Annotated in this window: 16 protein-coding genes and 2 pseudogenes; 11 read left to right on the top strand and 7 right to left on the bottom strand. The window is 43.0% G+C overall.

Annotation, left to right across the window (positions count from 1 at the left end; translation table 11 throughout):
- The 3 genes from AC07KQ_RS14405 (at window position 1) to AC07KQ_RS14395 (ending at window position 3,043) form a co-directional block, all read left to right on the top strand.
- Window positions 1-1,623 (top strand): type I restriction-modification system subunit M, encoded by a 1,623-nt coding sequence (locus AC07KQ_RS14405; protein WP_049176974.1) that lies wholly within the window; start codon window positions 1-3, stop codon window positions 1,621-1,623.
- Window positions 1,613-2,767, top strand: coding sequence for a restriction endonuclease subunit S (locus tag AC07KQ_RS14400; protein WP_480156641.1), 1,155 nt, complete (start codon window positions 1,613-1,615; stop codon window positions 2,765-2,767). Before AC07KQ_RS14405 ends, AC07KQ_RS14400 begins: the two co-directional genes overlap by 11 nt.
- A 186-nt stretch (window positions 2,768-2,953) precedes the next feature.
- Window positions 2,954-3,043 (top strand): putative holin-like toxin, encoded by a 90-nt coding sequence (locus AC07KQ_RS14395; RefSeq protein ID WP_021353390.1) that lies wholly within the window; start codon window positions 2,954-2,956, stop codon window positions 3,041-3,043.
- Between the two features lie 152 nt (window positions 3,044-3,195).
- Here AC07KQ_RS14395 and AC07KQ_RS14390 read toward each other — a convergent pair.
- The 3 genes and pseudogenes from AC07KQ_RS14390 to AC07KQ_RS14380 form a co-directional block, all read right to left on the bottom strand.
- Window positions 3,196-3,754: pseudogene (locus AC07KQ_RS14390) on the bottom strand (hypothetical protein); the annotation flags it as partial.
- A gap of 479 nt (window positions 3,755-4,233) precedes the next feature.
- Entirely contained in the window at window positions 4,234-4,593 is a 360-nt protein-coding gene (locus tag AC07KQ_RS14385; RefSeq protein WP_049176970.1) for a hypothetical protein, read from the bottom strand.
- A 4-nt stretch (window positions 4,594-4,597) separates the two neighbouring features.
- Window positions 4,598-5,491 carry a DNA/RNA non-specific endonuclease gene (locus AC07KQ_RS14380; protein WP_049176968.1) on the bottom strand — a complete coding sequence of 298 codons (894 nt, stop codon included), beginning with the start codon at window positions 5,489-5,491 and terminating at the stop codon, window positions 4,598-4,600.
- A 503-nt stretch (window positions 5,492-5,994) separates the two neighbouring features.
- Here AC07KQ_RS14380 and AC07KQ_RS14375 point away from each other — a divergent pair.
- Together AC07KQ_RS14375 and AC07KQ_RS14370 are read left to right on the top strand one after the other, a co-directional pair.
- Window positions 5,995-6,441 (top strand): hypothetical protein, encoded by a 447-nt coding sequence (locus AC07KQ_RS14375; protein ID WP_049176965.1) that lies wholly within the window; start codon window positions 5,995-5,997, stop codon window positions 6,439-6,441.
- 12 nt (window positions 6,442-6,453) lie between these two features.
- Window positions 6,454-6,903 carry a hypothetical protein gene (locus AC07KQ_RS14370; RefSeq protein ID WP_049176962.1) on the top strand — a complete coding sequence of 150 codons (450 nt, stop codon included), beginning with the start codon at window positions 6,454-6,456 and terminating at the stop codon, window positions 6,901-6,903.
- Window positions 6,904-7,205: 302 nt separating this feature from the next.
- On the opposite strand, the gene AC07KQ_RS14365 is transcribed toward AC07KQ_RS14370, so the two are convergent.
- Window positions 7,206-8,801: a UvrD-helicase domain-containing protein gene (locus AC07KQ_RS14365; RefSeq protein ID WP_049176960.1), complete on the bottom strand. Its 1,596-nt coding sequence runs from the start codon at window positions 8,799-8,801 to the stop codon at window positions 7,206-7,208.
- The gene (locus AC07KQ_RS14360) at window positions 8,791-10,776 is read right to left on the bottom strand and encodes an ATP-dependent nuclease (protein ID WP_480156645.1); all 1,986 of its coding nucleotides are present in this window, start codon (window positions 10,774-10,776) and stop codon (window positions 8,791-8,793) included. Before AC07KQ_RS14360 ends, AC07KQ_RS14365 begins: the two co-directional genes overlap by 11 nt.
- Before the next feature lie 743 nt (window positions 10,777-11,519).
- Between AC07KQ_RS14360 and AC07KQ_RS14355 the strand changes: the two genes are divergently transcribed.
- From AC07KQ_RS14355 to AC07KQ_RS14330, 6 genes and pseudogenes are all read left to right on the top strand, one after another.
- Window positions 11,520-12,143, top strand: coding sequence for an IS30 family transposase (locus AC07KQ_RS14355; RefSeq protein ID WP_289420829.1), 624 nt, complete (start codon window positions 11,520-11,522; stop codon window positions 12,141-12,143).
- A gap of 477 nt (window positions 12,144-12,620) precedes the next feature.
- Window positions 12,621-13,337 carry a trehalose operon repressor gene (treR, locus tag AC07KQ_RS14350; protein ID WP_031547174.1) on the top strand — a complete coding sequence of 239 codons (717 nt, stop codon included), beginning with the start codon at window positions 12,621-12,623 and terminating at the stop codon, window positions 13,335-13,337.
- 51 nt (window positions 13,338-13,388) lie between these two features.
- On the top strand, window positions 13,389-15,041 hold the full coding sequence (treC, locus tag AC07KQ_RS14345; RefSeq protein ID WP_049176575.1) for an alpha,alpha-phosphotrehalase: 1,653 nt from the start codon (window positions 13,389-13,391) through the stop codon (window positions 15,039-15,041).
- Between the two features lie 13 nt (window positions 15,042-15,054).
- Window positions 15,055-17,067 (top strand): PTS sugar transporter subunit IIABC, encoded by a 2,013-nt coding sequence (locus AC07KQ_RS14340; protein ID WP_031547179.1) that lies wholly within the window; start codon window positions 15,055-15,057, stop codon window positions 17,065-17,067.
- A gap of 209 nt (window positions 17,068-17,276) precedes the next feature.
- Window positions 17,277-17,997 (top strand): annotated as a pseudogene (locus AC07KQ_RS14335) (DNA cytosine methyltransferase); the annotation flags it as partial.
- 424 nt (window positions 17,998-18,421) lie between these two features.
- Entirely contained in the window at window positions 18,422-18,808 is a 387-nt protein-coding gene (locus AC07KQ_RS14330) for a hypothetical protein (RefSeq protein WP_049176576.1), read from the top strand.
- Window positions 18,809-18,997: 189 nt separating this feature from the next.
- Here AC07KQ_RS14330 and AC07KQ_RS14325 read toward each other — a convergent pair whose 3' ends face one another.
- Entirely contained in the window at window positions 18,998-19,135 is a 138-nt protein-coding gene (locus tag AC07KQ_RS14325) for a putative holin-like toxin (RefSeq protein ID WP_049176792.1), read from the bottom strand.
- A gap of 348 nt (window positions 19,136-19,483) precedes the next feature.
- Entirely contained in the window at window positions 19,484-20,875 is a 1,392-nt protein-coding gene (locus tag AC07KQ_RS14320) for a DUF3991 and TOPRIM domain-containing protein (RefSeq protein ID WP_049176793.1), read from the bottom strand.
- Window positions 20,876-20,900: the final 25 nt, after the last annotated feature.

Here is a 20,900-nt window from a genome sequence, read left to right as displayed (position 1 = left end):
ATGTCAGAAAAAACAACTCAAGCTAGTCAACTTGAAAGCGCCCTATGGAATGCGGCCGATGTCTTACGCGGGAAAATGGACGCTTCTGAATATAAAAATTATTTATTGGGGTTAATTTTTTATCGGTTTCTATCTGAGAAAACCTTAACGACCTTTAGTGATTGGGCAGGCGAAACCGAAAATGTCACCCGGAAATATGCTCAGTATATGGATCCTCAGTTTGAATTGGAAGGCGTCTCGGTGCAGCCCAGTTTAGTGGAGTATTTGCAAAACACGCTCGGCTATTTAATTCAACCACAAGCGTTGTACACCACCCTGATTGGCAAGATTCAAGCCCATACTTTTGCGTTAGACGATTTATCTCAAGCACTTCATGATCTGGAACAGTCGACACAAAATCTATCTTCAGCGCAAGACTTTTCGGGCTTGTTTGCCGATGTGGATTTAAGTAGTAATAAATTAGGCAGTTCTTTACAACAACGGAACCAAACTATTAGTGATACTATGTTAGCTTTAAATGCGATTGATCTTATCCATCATCAAGGCGACGTCCTAGGTGACGCCTATGAATACTTAATCGCGCAATTTGCCAGTGATTCTGGTAAAAAAGCGGGTGAATTTTATACTCCGCGGCAGGTGTCCGACATTATTGCCCAGATTGTGACCTATCAGCGCAATGCAGGTGACAACCAAGTGCGGACTATCTATGATCCAGCAGTTGGTTCTGGTTCACTGCTATTAAATGTCGGACAGCACGTGCAAGACCCCAATTTAGTGAGTTATCACGGCCAAGAATTGAACACCACGACCTATAACCTGGCCCGTATGAACCTAATGTTACATGGAGTCTCGTATGACGATATGCATTTACGCAATGGTGACACGTTAAGTAAAGATTGGCCGGTTGACGAACCTTACTTATTTGATGCGGTCGTCATGAACCCGCCCTACTCGGCACACTGGGATAACAGTGATAAACGCTTGTCTGATCCCCGTTTCCGCGACTATGGCGTCTTACCACCTAAATCTAAAGCCGACTTTGCCTTTCTGCTACACGGCTTTTATCATTTGCAGGAGCACGGAACTATGGGCATTGTCTTACCCCATGGCGTGCTATTTCGGGGGGCTAAGGAAGGTAAGATTCGCCAAAAACTCCTGCTGGATAACCGGATTGATGCCATTATTGGGCTACCCGCTAATATTTTTCATTCCACCAGTATTCCAACGTTGATCATGATTTTAAAGAAACACAAAACCACTGACGACGTCTTATTTATTGATGCGTCCCGGGAATTTGAAAAGGACAAGAATCAAAATAAGCTAACGGCAGCGAATATTCAAAAAATTGTGACCACTTATCAAAACCGGCAAGATGTCGATAAATATGCCCATGTGGCCTCACCGGCAGAAATCAAAGAGAATGATTATAATTTAAATATTTCGCGCTACGTTGATACGTTTGAGCCGGAACCCGAGATTGATCTGAACCAAGTCAAAGCTGATCTAAAGCAACTGGATGAGGAAATCAGTCAGAATGAACAAGCCTTTAATGAATTAGCTAGCCAGTTAGTGACCACCCAGGTGAATGACCAGTCAAAACCGGAGGTCCACAATGAACGCTAAACAAGCTAAATATCCGCAATTAAGATTTAAAGGTTTCACTGACCCTTGGGAAAAGCGTAAGTTAGGGGAAATCTCTAAAACTACTATTGGTGAGTTTGTAATTAAAAATAAACAAGATTCAGATGCACCTTATCCGGTATATAACGGGGGAATATCATATACAGGATTTTATGATGAATTTAATAATGAAGGTGACAAAATCGTTATAAGTGCTCGTGGAGCTAATGCAGGTTTTGTTAATTATATAGATGGTAGATTTTGGGCTGGAAATAGTTGTTATTCTGTCGATATCTTGGATAGGAAAAAATTTTCAGTTGAATTTATGTATCAGTTTTTAAAGCGTAATCAACACTTGTTTACGGATTATCAGCAAGCTGCAAACATACCCTCAGTGTCTAAAAAAGACGTTGCAACATTTATAGTTCAATTTCCAACACAAAATGAGCAACGTGAGATCGCCTCATTTTTCAAACAGTTAGACAATCTCATCACTCTTCATCAGCGTAAGTTAGCTAAGCTTAAGGAACTTAAACAGGGCTATTTACAGAAATTGTTTCCCCAGAATGGTAGTAAGTTCCCGCAATTAAGATTTGCAGGGTTTGCTGACGCTTGGGAACAGCGTAAGTTAACTGAAATTGTGAACCGAGTGAATAAATCTTCAAATTCTGATGTTTTACCTAAAGTTGAGTTTGAGGATATTGTCTCAGGAGAAGGTCGCTTAAACAAAGATATTTCATCAAAACTTGATAGTCGAAAAGGCACGTTGTTTGAATCTGAAAATATTTTGTATGGGAAACTTCGTCCGTATTTGAAAAATTGGTTATTCCCTGATTTTGAAGGCGTTGCATTGGGTGATTTCTGGGTTTTTGAAGCTACTGATGTTAGCGTTCCGTCCTTTGATTATTACCTAATTCAATCAGATGATTATCAAAAAGTTGCAAACGATACTTCAGGTACAAAGATGCCGCGTTCTGATTGGAAAAACGTTTCTTCAACAGACTTTGCAATTCCAAGCAAGGATGAACAAAAACAAATCGGTACCTTCTTTAAACAGTTAGACAACACTATCACTACTCTTCATCAGCGTAAGCTTGAAAAACTTCAGGAACTCAAAAAAGGATATCTACAAAAGATGTTCTGCTGATCCTAAATTTGATTCAATTTAGGATCCTATGAAACCCCATACCTTAATTTTTATTGTGCTTGGTCAATACTCAATTCCCCTGTATAATGGACTAAGCAAGAAGTTTTAAGGGCGGTGGCTGTCTTTTCCCTTGCGAGGTGAGGCCCATGGGAACGTGGAATAATCTTCAGAAAGGTTTCACAGTCAATGAGCGTCTTTCAGACGCTCTCGTTGATGTTGCTGTTTGGCACGTTTTTAATCGCGCTACTCAGCTATATCGACAAGCACCACAAATAAAAAAGCCGCCCTGCGTAACTTTGGTAGGTTACAGGGCGAACTAGTGTCGTTTTAATATCTGCCACCGCCTTTGAAGCGGCTTGCATGGGAAGTCCTGTTTTCGGCGGGGCTTCCTTTTCTGTTTCTATTATAGCATGTCCTTTAAAAACTGGCTAACGTTTCATGCTTCGATCAGGTTTGGAATTGGATTGTTTAATTTCTGGATTCTGTTCAGCAAATGCTTGCAGTTGCTTTTGCGTTCGATCACTAATTTCTTGGTGCACAGCAGTTAACTGAATTTTAAATTGCGCTTTTTGTTGAGGATTAGTTGCTGACTGGGCTTGTTGTTGTAAGCCTTCACAGGACTGATTCAATGCCTTGGCTGACTGCTGTGTTAGTCCATGGTCGGGGGCTTGTAGTGCTTCTTGTAAACCTAATTGTTTGGTTAAGCCATCGCTAAGCTCAATCACCTTACTGCTCGCTTGCTGGATTTCACTTAAAACACTATGGATCACGGTCTCATCTTTGGCCTAGGTGCCCACATACCCAAGTAAGTAGTTCCCCCGTATCAACTCCAATATTTTGCATGGCGACATACGTGACGGCCTCGGCTCGCGTTTTTGGTAATTCCGCGGGCGATCTTTAAAGGCTTATTTTAACCCATGTAACTGACTATGCGCAGTACTCGTGACAGAACGTCTTTAATTTCAAGGCATTGTCAGGCTCATCGCCAATTTTTTTGCTTTTTAATGAAGCATCGTAAACATTACTATTAATATGCTGAACGGGCAATTTTTTCAGCGATTCATTAAAAGTCATCACTAAACAAGCAATTAACAAAACAATAAACAGAATAATCCGTACCCAATGGCACTTTTTTCTCCTATTTTGCATACTGATCTATTTTTTGGTCGAAACCCAGGCCGGTATTCAATCAGGTGACCGTCATCGTCGACAATTTTCACGAGTTGCAACTGCCAGGTATGATATTTGACCTTCAAACTTTCGACTTTATGCAAGCTCCATTCTCGCTTTCGTTTATCAACAGCACTAACTTCAATGGAATTTTTCTCATCTGCATTCCCATAGTACGTATTCTAATATGGACCCCTTAGTTGATGAAGCACTTAGTAGTCATCTTACAAGAAGAGCAGTTTGACTTCGTGTGCATGACAGCGTGTGTGTTCGTCACTTTGAGGTGCCCTTTTAGGCTAGGATTCGGTTGGCAATTTTTTAATGACTAATGGTTCCTTTATATTTAAAACGACTTTTCCATATTCATGTGACGTATTTTTGTGTGAAGACTGGTCATTAATCCATCTTGAGCAATCAGCATGATCCTTGCCTTGAAAGTATACTTTGCCCGATCGAAACCCCACAACTGCAAACCGAACTTGTGCACAGACGTAGTTTAACTTTTGAAGGATCGTTTTTGAAATACCCTCCTTAGTGTTTAGGAACCGTCGAATCGTACGATCACTGATACCGGTCAGTTTGACGAGCTCGGGAATCTTAAGGTGATTATTATACAGGTATTTTTGAACGACTTTACGTAGTGCATCGCGATTCATTTGCTCAATCTCCCTTCTGTTGAAATGAGCCATTATTGTAGTTAATCGTTACACCTGCTTGGGCGTTAAACACCCACACATTGTAGTGGAATCGATCAGGATGATCGATGGATTGGACCAAGACATGCGTGCCACGTGGTACCAATTCATTTCCAACGTACACTGGAATCGCCTGATACGCAACAGCGTCATCTCGATGTGAATTTAAGTAGTTCCTTGTCAAGGTTTCTGTGTAGGCCATGCCGCCGGGATCACGTTGATTATTTGTCCCGACATTTTGTGCGCGTGTCCCCAAAACAACGTTGTGTGCCCGCATATCGCCACCTAGTGACCAGGCTAACAGGTGGCTTTTATTATACAGATAACCACGGTACCCGTTCAGTTGCACCATTTTGTTATTGGGGCACCGGCCGAACCATTGTTGAAGGTTTTTGTTGTAAACACCATCTGCATACTCACCTGCTACCTTAGTGGTTTTGGGAAAGACTGGACGTTTACGGACGGCGCTTGAATGACTGTGCATCATACCATAAGTCACAATTGCTGAAACTGAGTGGGTTCGTCCTAGATCATCCAAACGGTCATAGTAGGTCTGAGCACGCGTCTTCTTCGCTTTTTGGGCAGCGGCCACGGTTTGCTTAAACCCATTTTCAAAAACCGGGACATTATGATTGATCGTTGTATAGTTTTGTGGGTATTTGGTCAGATCAAACGGCAAATTGGCCAGATCGCTGTTTGTTTGTGCAGCGTCCGTCGTGCTTGTTGACATGGATGTTGAGATGGCAGAGCTGGTACTGCTTGACTGGTTGGTCGTGGATTCTTGAGTAGAGACGCAGCCAGTGACGCTGATTGCCAGCACGGTACTCAAAACAAAAGCCAAGTTTGTTTTTAAATTCATATTGAAGTCCTTTCTGATTCATGGTGGTGGCCTTGCTGAGCAAATAACGCTCAGTAAGGCTTAGTTTGTGTCAAGGCGGCGCGCCCTTGGCCGACGCGCTCGCCCGGTTACGTCTTGTCGTTTCAGGGTAGGCAACCGGCAAGGTGAGATGGTTTCTATACTTCAACTGTATCACGTTGTCGGAATAGAAAACGTCTGTGCTCAAGGTAACTGTATAAAGCTTGTGGCGTACCGCCACGCGGGCACGCCCGCAAAAACCTTTCTACTGCCGTTTTTGCCTTGCTTTGATTTCGCATTCAACCAGCAACAAAGCCGCTAAGAAACAAGTTTCTAAGCGGCTCTAGCAGAAAAAACAAGGGCCGGCCAAAATTTTGCTCCGCCAAGTCCGCTACACAAATTTTTGTCACTCTCGCTGCACTCACCCTTGCATTTTCTGCCGTGGCTGGTGTGCCTGTTACATCAAAGGCGGCTTCAAAAAACCGCCAGTAGAAAGGGTGACAACCATGCCAAAATTACCATTTTACCTACCGATGATTGAAGACGATGAAGAGGGTGTTTTTGAAACTTGGCCAAACGGACAGCGACCATACGACAAATTGAGTGAAGGGTTACACTCGTACATTCAAGAAATTGCTGTTAAAAGTCAAACGACTAGCCAAATTGAGAGAGACCGATACGGCAATCAACGCCTAGCCTTTTATGCCAACGGTTGCGAAACACCTTATTACGTTACCGATGATTTCCTGCTTGCGCCTAATCAAACTCATGATGCAAAGAAGCTGTTAGTGACAGCACTGATGTTAGGTGATAGCAAGCTGACGGCGGTTGTATCTGACCAGTTACTAGCTCAACTTTCTCCGAAGATCCGCGCATTTGCTAAATATCAGCTCATCAATCAACCAGCACAACAATTTATGGACGAACACATCAGTATTCAATTCATCAAATAGGAGGAATAACTAATGAAAAAAGGAAAAATGTATCAGGTCAGCATTGACGAAATCGAACATCAACCACACTTCATCATGGTTTATGCCAGTGAAGACGCGAAGGACGAAGACCTACAGCGGCTCGCAACAAACTTTATTTTGAGCCAAAACCCAGAATTGCCAGAAAGTGCATTAGTCGATAGCGTCATTGTTGAGCCAGGTGACCCGAACGAGAAACCAGACGTTGTGGCCGAGGGACTGCATTTTCCTAAGAGCGTTTGGGGTGTCAAAATGGGCTTTCTGTACGCACAGGAGGTTCATCACGCTACCTACGATGATGATGAGTTTGATGAGGTGGCTTACGTTCGGGACGAAACACAGGCGAAACGATTTGACACCGAGGCCGCCGCAAAAGAATTTGCTAAATGGCTCAACCCAGCATGTGAAGTGGTCAGATTGAAGGCAGGTGATGACCATGACTGATAATGCCATCCTTTATTATTCCAAGCGTGTTCAGGGGAAAAAACGTGCCAACCTGTTGGATATGGCTTGTCCGTACTATAAATAGTACAAACAGGGAGTACCCTCTAAGAATGTTTCCCTAGCAGAGTCGTTAAAGACTGTCAGACTTCTACCGAAAGTCTAGTGATAGTCTTTTTTAGTATTGGTACGAACATTCTTTGTTCATGTATCCAGAATCATGATATGAGTTTACATATCGGCAACGAATAACCAAGTCGAAGAGTAGAAGCAATTCCATTCTACATTGTTAACTGATCAGACTTTTAAATGTTTTTATATTTGAGTAATCTAGGAAATTTATTTTTTAAATTATTTTCGAACTTTGAATGCACATCTGTATTAACAAAGATAGCTAGGCCATGTTTTGCCCGGGTGATACCAACATAAAATAAATATAGCATTATATCCGAACGAAGGTCTATTTTGTCATTTTCGCTATGATTAAAATCGATTTTATTCCAATTGAACTTCCAATAATTTCCAAAATCAATATTTAAAATTACGTTATTAAATTCTAAGCCCTTAGAAGAAAAGAATGTCATGCTTTGATCGTTAATATCGTCAAGAAGATTGTAAAGATCGACCACTTTTTTCAATTCAGAAAAGGTAAAAAGATTTAGCTTGTTCGTAAAATCATTATTAATTTCATTTGTAAACTGCAAACCTAATTCTTCGTAGCCTTCAACTGTTACTATTTGCTTTTCTTTTTCTTGATGAAGTAACTCTTTAATGGAATTAATATCGACATTTTGAACTGATTTTTTTGTAAACAAAGTAAGCAACGCACAAACGGAGCTATAGTCACTTCCAAACAACAGATTTCCATATTCAATTAATGCAGTGACATAGGGGCTCAATCGGTCTTTATGTAATACCTCTGACCAATCTGTATAGCCGTGTTTAGGTGTTGGTATCCAGCCATAAATCTTTGCAGCAATTGGCCCAAAACCAGCAGCACTAACTCTCATTCTATTTGTAGTTGATAAAATGACGGAACTCTCAAAATTCATTTGACGATTGATCAATGAAACTAGTTCCAGCGTAATTGAACCACTATGCAAAAAGACTTGTGGCATAGAACCAACGTTATTTTTTGGCTTTTGTTCTAATCCATCATAGCGTTCTCGCGTTTGGTTGTATAAATTAACTAGGTTAGCTTGTGACCGATAGTTATATGGCAGATTAAATGTCTTAATGCCATACTTTTGCTTCTCAGAAGCAATATTGATCGTTTTATCATTCAAATAAACTGTTTGAAATGGATCACCATATAGGCCAATTGTTAGTAACTTCGATAATTTTTTGAACAGCATATTCAAAAAATCCCCATTTGTGTCTTGATATTCATCAATTAATATATAATCAAAAGAGCCACTGATCATCTTTTTGAAATTCGGAATCCATTCTAGTGCTTCGATAAACAAGGATATTACGTCGTCGTGAGACAACCAAAGTTCGCCAGTACTAGGATTGAATTGTGGAATCCCAATTTCCCCATATTGAACTGTTTTTACGTCTTTCAATGTACAATTATGGCTTTTCTGAAGGCCTTCCGGTTTGAATTTTGAAAGCAAATCAATTGAATCAAGAATATGTTTAGACACAGTACCAATAACTTTCCAACAAAAAGAGTGTAATGTAGATGGTGTCACATTCAAATCAACCAATCTTCCAGATAGTTCATCAACAGCAGCGTTTGAAAAACTAAGAACGGCAATATTGCTATGATTGTTGTCATAAAGAAAGTGGATATCCTTAACCAACTGATGTGTCTTACCTGCGCCTGCAGCACCTCGAATTTCAAATATCCCATTTTCCATTGAAAGATAGTCGCTATTCTGCCATTGTTCAATTTTCAAGCCATTTCAGTCCTTCCATTAAATATTGTGGGATACGGTAATTTTCATTTGCAATTAGATCTAAGCTATCTAATGCAAAGTCAGCTTTACCTTGTGTCAATAGTTTCCCAGATATGTCATTAAGATCATATGGACTTTGAGTCTTGATTGTATCAACGTCATCTTTTAATAATTTGTTCGTTTTATACAAAGAGAAGTTTTCCTTGCTTGCAAATACGAGTGCACTTTCCAATGTTCGTGGCCAAAAATTAAACAATTTGCTATATCCTTGGGTAACAATCATAAAATTACTAGGTGCTTTTGGATCAGGAATGCCATCCGATGGAATAAGCACATGTTTTTTACATATGTAAGCGTCTTCACTGTTAAGGTAGCTCGTTAAACCTATTTGTTTCAGTTTGGAATCTCCCGTAGGATTGTCTAACAAATAAATCAAGTTCCCATTTGTAGTACGAACATGACAAGGGTCTTCAATCTTGAACGTTTTGTCAGAGCACTTGTAATCAATGTCAGTAATCAAAAGGACCTTATTAAATCTAAGATCGGCGATTGCGGGTTCTATTTTTTTAAATGCAGTGCCAACAGGAATAAAGGCAATTCTTTCGCCAAGTAGGGGGGCAACTTCCTTTCGAATGAGGGCCGTTAAAATTAATCTTTCTGCGTTCCCTTCATAAGCTATTAACTTATCAGCAAATAACATCTCTGCATTGTAGTTAATAATTAGCTTTTTTAGTTTGTTTCTAGATTCAGGATTGCCACTCCCAACTTTATCCCAATTTATAAAGTAGCTAAAATTCCCTTGCCGACGACCAATTACAATCTGAAAATTCATTTCAAATGCAGATATTGCTATTTCTGGGGAATGAGAGATGATTAGTAGTTGGTATGGTATTTGGCATTCTTCTGCCTGACGCTGAATAAAAGTGCGAATTTGTTGTACAAAAATATGTTGCAGTTGTGGATGTGTGAATGCTTCGGGTTCCTCAATTGCAAAAAAAACGGGATTATGTAATCGTAGCTTTTGCATTTTTGAAAATTGTGCAGATATTCTTGCGAGAATATTATAAATATTTTGATATCCTAATCCTTGTGCATTCAAGGGCAATTCAAATCCGATTAAATCCTTGAAGGTTTGAGAAATACGTACCTTAGGATTAGCTAACCATTCGTCAATAGTAAGAATAGCTTTAAGTGGATTTTTTGGATTTTGTGGATATGCAAATTTTTTCAGTTCGGTTTGAAATGGGTCAAGCTTCTTAGCAACATCTTGGTCTACTTGTTTTTGAACATTTGAAAATACTCTTGTTACTTCAGCATTATCTGATAATAAGTTGAATACTTGGGCCGAAAATTGGTTCGCAGTCACATTCTCACTATCAGTTTTGCCAGAATCAACAAAGCGAAACGCCTTGATGGTACATAATAACAGTTCTCCGGGTTTAAGATCATCAATATTTGATTTAGGAAGCGGCATGTATTTACTAAGTTTAGTATTTGCAGGTAATGGTGTTTGCCGATTCACTTTAAAGTCATCAACCGAGCCGATCGAGATTTCTTTTTTAAACAATTCAATAATCTCGTTAACATTTTTAACTTGTTTTAATTGTGCGTAGTTTTCTTGGGGGATTGTATATCGAATTAAAATCTTTGTGTTTCCGGAGTTAGAAATATTGCTCAACAAAGACCAGTAATCAAACCCTAGTTCCTCCCAATGGTACGTTATACTAAATTCTACACATTGATTAGAAAGTGTTTTATTAGGGTCGTCTTTATTTTTCATAATACTAATTAATAGTGCTAAATTAATATCCGAAATTTTTAATCCATAAGCAAACGACTGGAACGCATCCAACAAACTCGTCTTTCCTATATTATTTTTCCCCAGCAAAATTGTATCCTGCTGTAAGTCAATAGTGCTATCCTTAATTGCTCGGAAATTCTTTATGGAAATTTCAGATACTCTAATATTTGCCATTATATTCCTCCATCACGACGTGTCATAAATTGATCGCCAAGATATTAATTTGTTAATAGCGTTATTCTTTGAGAACGACAAAAAGTCCATTTGAGCCAAACGGTGAGCTTTAAATTAACACATGACAACTGGAAAATTTTTGAGTTAATAAGACTGTCCAACAGCAGAAGATGGCTCAACCAACATGCCATAATTAGTCTCTCTTTATTTTACAATAAACTAAGCTTATTGGTAATAATTGAAGCTGTATATAACGAGAGTTAGAAGTTGCGATTTGGATCCAGTAGCGACAGTGATCATGATAAAGTATGTATCTATTTTTTCACAGGGAATAGCCAGTAAAAGCAGTCTTTTATCCGAGTAGAAGCTTGAGATTGGTATCTTTCGCAACCGTCTGTAAAACGACCTTTCACGTAACGGAAAACGGTAAATTGGATTTTTCTTTTCAGCCTCAAAAAGTATTGGTGGTGCGATATTAAGATAATGATGCTTGCAAGTTTGCTGTCACCTCGAACCGAGTAAATAAAAACAAAGTAACAAAGTCGTGAAACAACCGTGTAACTGGACGACCAGGACTTGTCAGAAAATGATCTGTTGTTGTAAAAGCACCATAAGAAGTCGTATTCGTAAACGCCTAGATTGCATAATTAAAGTTACCACCCAGAAAATGTGAAAAAAGACCTGTCCGTTCTTGCTAAAATGGTGTTTGCATAACATACCATCTAGAGAGAAGGACAGGTCCCATGGCCATTATAACCTTAATTGAACGATCTCAGATAGAACTGATGCAACACCACACGATTCAATACATCGCCGCGACCTTAGGCCGCTCTCGTATTTCTATTAGGCATGAGCTTCACCGTTGCCCTGAAGGTGATTACTGCGCCATTATAGCTCAGGATCATGCCGATACTTGTCGGCATCGTTGTGGTCGGCACTCGATTTTAACGCCTAAGTTGAAGCGGATGGTAACTGAGAAGCTAAACCTAGGTTGGTCCCCTGAAATGGTCGGTTATGCCGTTCACTGTGCGCCACACACGATTTACCACTGGATTTATCAAAGACAAGTCGATTTTCAGCCAAGCCAACTCTTTGATCACGGTAAAGAGTTTTCCTGCGATCAGGCGCTTACAAAGCGCTATCGGATACCGGTTTACTTTTGCCACGCCTATCACCCGAATGAACGGGGCACAAATGAACGGTTCAATCGAGAACTTCGCTACTATTTCCCGAAGGGAACACAGTTTGATCAGGTTTCAGAGACCGATATTCAACAAGCCACAGCGCTTATCAATAACAAACCTAGAAAATGTCTCCGTTGGCAAACCCCAGTTCAAGCAGTGAGCAAGCCTCTTTCTAGGTGGTAACTTTATTATTGCAATCTAGGAACCAAATACAAGCAAGCAGAAGAAGCAGCATATGACCGATGCCGCTTCAGTTGGGAACGACAACGTCGAATTTATCTGTCAGAAATGCCACAAGCATGAGGAAATACCACGAGAGATTGTGATCATCCTTGATGGAAGTGACTTAGCGTATAGTCCTGATCAACTGCCTCAATTTGTGTGTGAAGATTGTGGTGGTGCCATGTCACCGGTGTATTACCGAAACGAACTTGGCTATGAATTTAGACTCGAAGACAAGTAAGTGGCAGTGGCCACTAACTAAAAAGACCTCAGGGCGGGTTTCCCTGAGGTTTTCTTATGTCCCAAAATGCTGATATGACAACATTTTTAGTTTATGCCACCTATTATTGACCAAATCCAAGCGTCTTTTGTTGACAAACCTGTACGTACAGGTAAAATAAGCTCTGTAAGTGAAATCGCTTTCTGGAGGGGGAAGAAATGCGTAAGTACGATGTCATTTATCAGGATCTGAAGGACAAGATCGAAGCAGAGATTTATGTAACGGGATCGTTGCTACCAAGTGAACGGACGTTGCAGGAAATGTACCGGGCATCGCGCGACACGGTACGAAAAGCATTGCAGCTGCTCAAAGACGACGGGTTTATCCAGTCGCAAAAAGGTAAAGGTTCAACGGTGATTAATCGGCAGGAATACGTTTTCCCCGTCTCAGGAGTTGTGAGTTATGCCGAACTGGCCAAACAATTTCACTTACAGACGCGAACCGTCATTTTGGCCAATCATTTTGCAACATTACCAGCCAAGTCGTTTAAGGATGTGGATCCGCACGTCACGACGAAGCAGATGCGGTTTTTGAAGCGGGTGCGGTATTTGAAAGGTGAGCCGGACATCATCGATATCGATTACCTTGATCCTAATGTGGTGCCGCCGATTCCGGAGTCGGCAGCCAAAGATTCGTTGTATGCCTATCTTGAAGGTCAGGTGGGGTTGACCATTGCCTATGCGACCAAGGAAATCACGGTGGAAACAGCTACCGAAGAAGATCGGTGTTACCTGAAGTTGCCCCAGGCCGCAGTGGTCGTCGTAGTTCGCAGTTGCAGCAGTCTGGTCGATACAACAAAGTTTCAGTACACGGAGTCGCGGCACCGAGCGGATCGGTTTAAGTTTCATGATTTTGCTCGGCGGATGCGGCCGTGAATGGTAGCAAACTCAGCCTGCAATTAATGGTTGAGATTAAGGAGGTGCGCGATGGGATTTCATAAAAAAGTCATTTATCAGCTGTATCCCAAGTCATTTTATGACAGCAATGGCGACGGGGTCGGTGACTTGCGTGGCATTATTGAAAAGATTGATTATCTTAAGTCATTGCATGTCGACATGATCTGGTTCAATCCATTTTTCGTGTCACCGCAATACGATAACGGCTATGATGTTGCCGATTATCGCAATATTGATCCGCGTTTCGGCACGATGGCGGATTTTGACGAATTGGCTAAGAAACTCAAAGAAGCTGGGATCGATATCATGTTGGACATGGTGTTGAATCATACCAGCACGGAACATGAATGGTTCCAGAAGGCGTTGGCTGGTGACAAGCATTATCAAGCCTATTATTATATTCGCCCGCCAAAGCCGGATGGCAGCTTGCCGACTAACTGGGAAAGCAAATTCGGCGGACCAGCGTGGGCACCGTTTGGCGACACCGGCAATTATTATCTGCATTTATATGAACGCCGCCAAGCTGATTTGGATTGGCACAATCCAGCAGTTCGGCAAGAAGCCGCAGCGATTATTAACTTTTGGCGTGCCAAGGGTGTCCACGGATTTCGGTTCGATGTGTTGAATGTGATTGGCAAGGCAGAAAAACTGGTCGATGCACCGCCAGAGGTTGCCAGCAAAACGCTATACACGGATACGCCGATTGTTCAGGACTATCTGAAGGAACTGGCGGCTAATAGCTTCGGCCAGGATCAAAACAGTGTCACGGTGGGCGAAATGAGTTCCACAACTGTTAAGAACTCAATCGCCTACACGAAACCGGAAAATCATGAATTATCCATGGTCTTTCAATTTCACCATTTGAAGACGGATTATAAGGACGGTGAAAAGTGGACGAAAGAACCGTATAACTTCAATGCGTTGCGGGACATTTTGCACACTTGGGGTCAACAGTTAGATCAAGGCGGCGGCTGGCAGGCGCTGTTCTGGAATAACCACGATCAGCCGCGGGCACTCAATCGTTTTGGCAACGTTGACAAGTATCGGGTTAAAAGTGCCGAAATGCTTGCTGCGGCGATTCACCTCAGTCGTGGCACCCCGTATATCTATATGGGTGAGGAAATCGGCATGACCGATCCGCACTACCATTCAATGGCTGATTATGTGGATATCGAAGCCAAGAATGCTTACAAGGCTTTGCTCAAGGAAGGTAAGTCGGAAAAAGCGGCGTTTGCCATCATTTTGGCGAAGGCCCGTGACAACAGTCGGACGCCGATGCAGTGGGATGATTCGGCTAATGCCGGCTTTACCACCGGTACACCTTGGCTGCGACCGACGAATCAAAAAGAAATCAACGTCAAAGATGAGTTAGCGCATGGCGAAATTTTCCAATTTTATCAAAAGTTGATTGCGTTGCGAAAACAATATGACGTGATCAGTGACGGCAGTTATGAACCGTTTGGAATCGATATTGACCGCTTGTATGCGTACGAACGGGTTGCTGGTGAGGATCATTTGTTGGTCCTGAATAACTTCAGTGACAAGGCGATCACAGTACCGCTGCCAAATCGATTCCAATCCGCAAAAGTGCTTATTACCAACGAATCAGGATTAATACAAACTGCAACGATGACATTGCCGCCGTACGCGACGATTGCATTGTTGACATCGGAAGAGAATTAAGGAGGAACCAAAAATGGCTGATGAAAAGAAGCTACACATTTTGGCGCCTGTTTCAGGGCTTGCCATGGCGATTACAGACGTCTCCGATCCGGTCTTTTCACAGAAAATGATGGGTGATGGCTTTGGCATTGAACCATCAGATAGTCAGATTGCTGCGCCGATTGACGGACGCATCATGATGATTGCCGATACCAAGCATGCAATCGGGATCAAAGCCGATGATGGGGCCGAGTTGTTGATCCACTTGGGTATTGATACGGTTGAATTGAAAGGCGCACCGTTTGAAATCGACACCGCGATGGATGCCAAAGTCAAAGCCGGCGACGTGATTGGTTCCATGGATTTGGATGCGATCAAGAAAGCCGGCAAAAAGACTACGGTCATTGTTGCGATTACCAATACCAATGATGTGGTTGATCATCTTGATGTCACCCCGGGCGAAGTTAAGGTTGGTGAAGAAGTTGCCGTGATGACACCTAAGGCAGCTGCGGCTACATCAACAGCCGTGGCGACGCCGAATAAGAAAGAAAGCAAATATGCGGCGACTGCCCGCCAGATTATTGCCGATGTCGGCGGGGCGCAGAACGTCAATAGTTTAATTCACTGTATCACCCGGTTGCGGTTTTATCTGAAAGATGAACAAAAGCCGGACGATGACACAGTGCGCAACATTCCGGGCGTCATTGATGTTGCCCGGGCAAATGGTCAGTATCAGGTGGTCATTGGGCAAGCCGTCACTGACGTTTATGATGAAGTCATTAAACAGTTAGGCCCCGGCTACTCTAATGCTGAAGGTACTGCGGAAGCCATTAAAGAAACCCAAGCAGAGGCTAAAGATACCAGCTTCTGGGGCACAATCAAACGTTGGACCCAGGCGTTGATCGGGACGATAACCGGATCCATGATTCCGGTTATCGGACTGTTGGCCGCCAGTGGGATGCTCAAAGGTGTTCTCAACATTATGACCACCTGGTTCCATCTTTCAACGACGGATCCGACATACGTGATTATTAATGCGATGGGCGATGCAGCTTTTTACTTCCTACCTGTGATCGTTGGTTTCACGGCCGCGCAAAAACTTGGCTCGGATCCGGTTATCGTTGGCATTATCGGTGCGTTCCTGATTTATCCATCAATTGCTAAGATTGCAACGGCTGGTAAAGTTAGTGGTACGTTACTGGGCATGGGGGTCAATGCCAGTTTCTTCGGCTTACCTGTCCACATTGCGAATTACACGTATTCGATTTTCCCGATGATTTTTGCGGCATGGATGGCAGCCAAGCTTGAACCGTGGATCAAGAGCTGGATGCCACTGGTTCTGCGGATGATTTTCACGCCGCTGGTTGAAATCTTCTTAGTCGGCATGACGGTTGTCTTGGTTGTCGGGCCACTGATCACGGTGCTGTCTGGTGCGATCACATCCGGGATTCAGGCATTGCTCAGCTTGACGCCTATGATTTCCGACGCCATTATTGCCGGTCTGTATCAGGTTCTGGTTATCTTCGGATTGCACTGGGCGGTTATCCCGATTATTACCGCACAATTGTCTTCGGCACACCCAGAGTCCGTGCTTAACGGCATCGTCTCCATTTCCATGATTGCCCAAGGTGCCGGCGCGTTGGCTGTCTGGGTTAAGACTAAGCACAACCCAGCACTGAAAGGTTTGTCTATTTCCGCGTTCATCAGCGCATGCTGCGGCATCACCGAACCTGCGATGTATGGTGTTAACTTGAAGTATGGCCGGGTCTTTGTCTTTGCTAGTATCGGTGCCGCAATCGGTGGCGTTGTCAATGGCCTGTTAGGTGTTTCGATGTACGGATTCACTGGCAGCTTCATCGGTTTTCCATCATTTGCTGCTCCGGGTTGGGCACACAATCCAGGCAACTTTGCCGGATTCTGGATTGCTTCGGTTGTGACCTTGGTTGCCGCCTTTCTCTTGGTTTACTTCTTCGGTTATAAAGATGCCGATGCCAATGCGGCTAAGGCAGCACCTAAGAAGAAGCGCTTAGGTAAGACAGTTGAATAATGAGTTAAGGCTTCACTGAAAAGTGGTTCGAAATGACAATCGTATCATTTTTGCAAAGAATCAAAGTCTAGAAGTCTAGTAGTAAACACCGATGTCGTTGGGCATCGGTGTTTTTGCTTGGCAAAAAAGCGGGGACGATCATGATCGGAGAAACGCCACAAAAAATTGTGCCGATTTCGATAAAAATAACTTGCAGTCACCGCAGAATTGATGCTTTCATTCAAATTCTCAAATCATTAGCCGATGTTGGTTACACACTAACGCCAAACTTCTATAAGTTTGAGGAATATGGTGTTCCACAGGCTCGGCATCGTATATTAATTGTTGGTATTCGCAATGATCTGGCTAGTCAAGGCATTAAATTTCACGTACCTGCCCCGACCACACCCAATCCAGATGACTATGTTACCGCTGGCGAGGCTCTAACTAATCCACCGATTCCAGCAGACACGTTTAATAACGAATTAACACGTCACAAGGCTTCGACTATTAAGATGTTGTCCTATATTCCAGAAGGTGGTAATGCTTGGTCGCACCAAATTCCTGAAAGTCTGCGTCTAAACGTCAAGGGTGATCGGCTTTCAAATATCTATAAGCGCCTAGACCGTAATAAGCCGTCATATACCGTTACCGGATCTGGAGGCGGTGGTACCCATATGTATCACTGGAAGGAAAGCCGAGCACTAACCAACCGTGAACGTGCACGACTGCAAACTTTTCCTGATAACTACCACTTCATTGGTGGGAAAGAATCTGTGCGTAAACAAATTGGTATGGCAATTCCGCCTGCTGGTATGCGCCATATCCTTATGGCAGCTCAAAACTTTTGCAGGTGAGGAATATGACTACATTTCACCGACGCCACGTCTACAACCGAATGTTCTATTCAGGGCATCCGGATCTGAAGTGGCAACGCTGGTTAAGCTTTAGCCGGCTCTGGTGCAAATGATCTGACAGATGACCATTTAACACGCAATTTATACAGTGCTGAAGGTTATGTAGCTATCAGTGTTTCTAATTCGTACGCGACTGAGAACCCGAGGGACCGTAACGATTAGGTTATGTTTCGTATTGCGTGAATAGTTTCCAAACCGTTCAGCGTTGCACTAGAGGTTCGGATACTATAAAAGCTTGCGTATTAGACACGATGTCACTTAATGAATCAATGGTCCTGCTCAATCAGATTGTTTAAATATTTGTAGCACCGGTGTGCCGATTTGTTCAAATAGGCTTGCGTATTAGGTGCTTCACGCTTCTAGCTTGCCCTTATGTTGATTGGAAAGTCACTTCGTCAAGGTACAGCACAACGTTATAAGTGCTTCGGAATGGCTACCACGGTAGCTTTATCCCGATTATGCACGAACATATTCTTGTCTTCATTAAGCGTTCTATCTGGCAACTGGATATTAAGTATACAAAGACTTTTACCCGTGATTTGAGACAATTACAGCAAGTTACTTGGCGCGACTTGGTACGCGCCGCGGTTGAACAGCACGGCGGGCAGGCGTCACTTCAAGATTTGTATCAAACCCTCGATGGGGCTAAAAAGCGGTCAACAACGTTCACTGGCGCGAACAAATACGGGCAGTGGTACAGCGCTATCCCGAATTTGAACGTATTCAAAGTGGCGTTTACGCGGTTGCATAGCCCTAAAAACCTCAAAACGAAAAAACCGCCTACTGACGATACAGCAGACGGCGTAGCACTTAGCCACTCACAAGTTAAGTGTACCGTATCTTGATAAGAATGCAACCAACCCAATAAGCACAGCGGATAATCCCTATCAGCCTTGTTAGATAGGGTTTTTTCGTGCTATAATATAGATACAAACAGGGAGCACCCCCATAAGAGTGCTCCCCTAGCAGAGCCGTTAAAGACGGCTGGCATTTCAACTTACAATCAAAAGATCGTCAGCCTTCAGCCACGAAGTTTAATGACGGTCTTTTTGATTGTCTTGCATTGCTTTTACAAGGGTCACAAAGGTGTTCACAAGTGACAGTACGAAACTGCCAAATGCTAGCATCAGCGTGATTGCCTCAGCAACGGACAAACAGGTACCTCCCTTCACTTAGATTTTGGACGTCTTTCATAGGCGACCACCTCTTTGTGATTGGATTTGCCAACCGTCATTAACTTTTCTGCTAAAAATAGTATACCATAAAAATAGCTGTATTCCTAGAGCCACAAGGGATATAGCCTTTTTTAGTCCGCGGGTCTGCGAGCTTTTTGGCTCAACGGTTTTCGGCCAAGGCCGAGGAGCGTGGGGCGCCTGCCCCGCCCACGCGCTCCAGGCAACGTACTACGTCGTCTCATATAACCAATCAAGTTTCTGTTAGGTAACGGACGAGGAAAACCACCTCGTCTCGTTACGTCGAGATAAGGACGCCAAAAAGCTCGCAGACCCGGTAATAGAAAACTATCGCTCCAACGCTTGATCATGATGCTTAGGTGCAATTCTAAGATTGGCCGTCACCGCCCTTTCTTTTGCTGCTGCTATTTTTTGATCCAAGGTCAAACCCTTGCTCTTTGAACGCTCATGGATTTGTAGTCGATCATTCCAATCCTTTGGAACGTCTCGTACAACTTGAAAATCACCTTTTTGGTAACGCTGCGCAACCTCTGTGATTCGGGTGATCAGGTTGTTGCGATTTGCTATTGTCAGATCCGGTGCCTGCTGCTTGAAGTAGGCTTGCCAGTCAAGGCCGTTAGGTTGCAGATAAGGCTTTAATTGTTTAGCAAATTCAGGTAAGTCCGCGAAAGAACCTTTGGTAAGGGCATCCTGATAATGGTAGCCGTTTGCCATACCGTGACCGGGCTGTAAATTGACAACGACTTTCAGATACGCCATTAAAGCGACGGTAGGAATGGCCGCCTGCTTAGCGGCACTGACAACTGGCGCTAGACACTCGTGTGGAATTGCTTGGTCAGCTGGGATTAGACTCGTATACGGCACACTCGCTAAAGCATGTTCAGCCCGCATCTGGTCATAAAAGACATGACCACTCGGGTCATTGTCGACCCCAAAAGCAATCTCTGAAGGCGCACGACCAGTTTTCTCGCAGAAATAGATCAGCCCTTGTTTGACCGTATTTGGCTTCAAGCCGTCCATCGACATTAACGTAACGTGATTCAAGCCCCGATGCAGTGACCAATAACTCAGGGCATCAATCGGCGCCTCAAACATTAAAAGTCGTTCAGGCTTGCCTAGTGACAAATTGAAGCCAAAGTTTTCTTGTGAGTTTTTAGCTATCTGCTTAAATGTACCGCGCTTACCCAAATGCTCATGGTCAATTCTCGTACCTTGTACCGTTGCCCCAACGATTTTGTCTTTCCTTGACCAGACAAAGATAGCATTGCCATGTTCGTCTTGTTGGATAAAGCCTTTGCGATGCAGTAAGTCCACAATCTGTGGATCAAGATTCCGAACCGTCGTTAGATACTTAGTGGCCTGCTCAAAGTTAGGGCTATTCTTAAAGCTGTATTGAAACGGCTCACGAACCTTATGCGTGGTTGTTTCAACTCTTTCTAAAGCCGCGTGATTCAGATACGCAACTGCCTCGCGAAAACTGCTGATGCCTAAATAATGCTGCACAAAATCTAATGCACCGCCACCAACATCACGACTATTCCAACGGAAGAGATTCTTCTTGTCATTAATGACTAATGAGTCATGTTCGACCCCACGCCAATAGCCATTGGACTGTTGCACTAGGGCAATGCCATTCGCTTCGGCAATCGCCACAATGGCAACGTGATTCGCGTGGTCAATCGTTGCTTTACTGAGTCGTTTCTGTTTGTTTGTGACCATCTCGGTTAACTCCTTTCTGCATCAA

Source organism: Lacticaseibacillus sp. YLM2-1 (assembly GCF_056583465.1).
The sequence above is the reverse complement of the archived record's forward strand: the minus strand, read 5'-3'. Positions and strand labels throughout refer to the sequence as shown.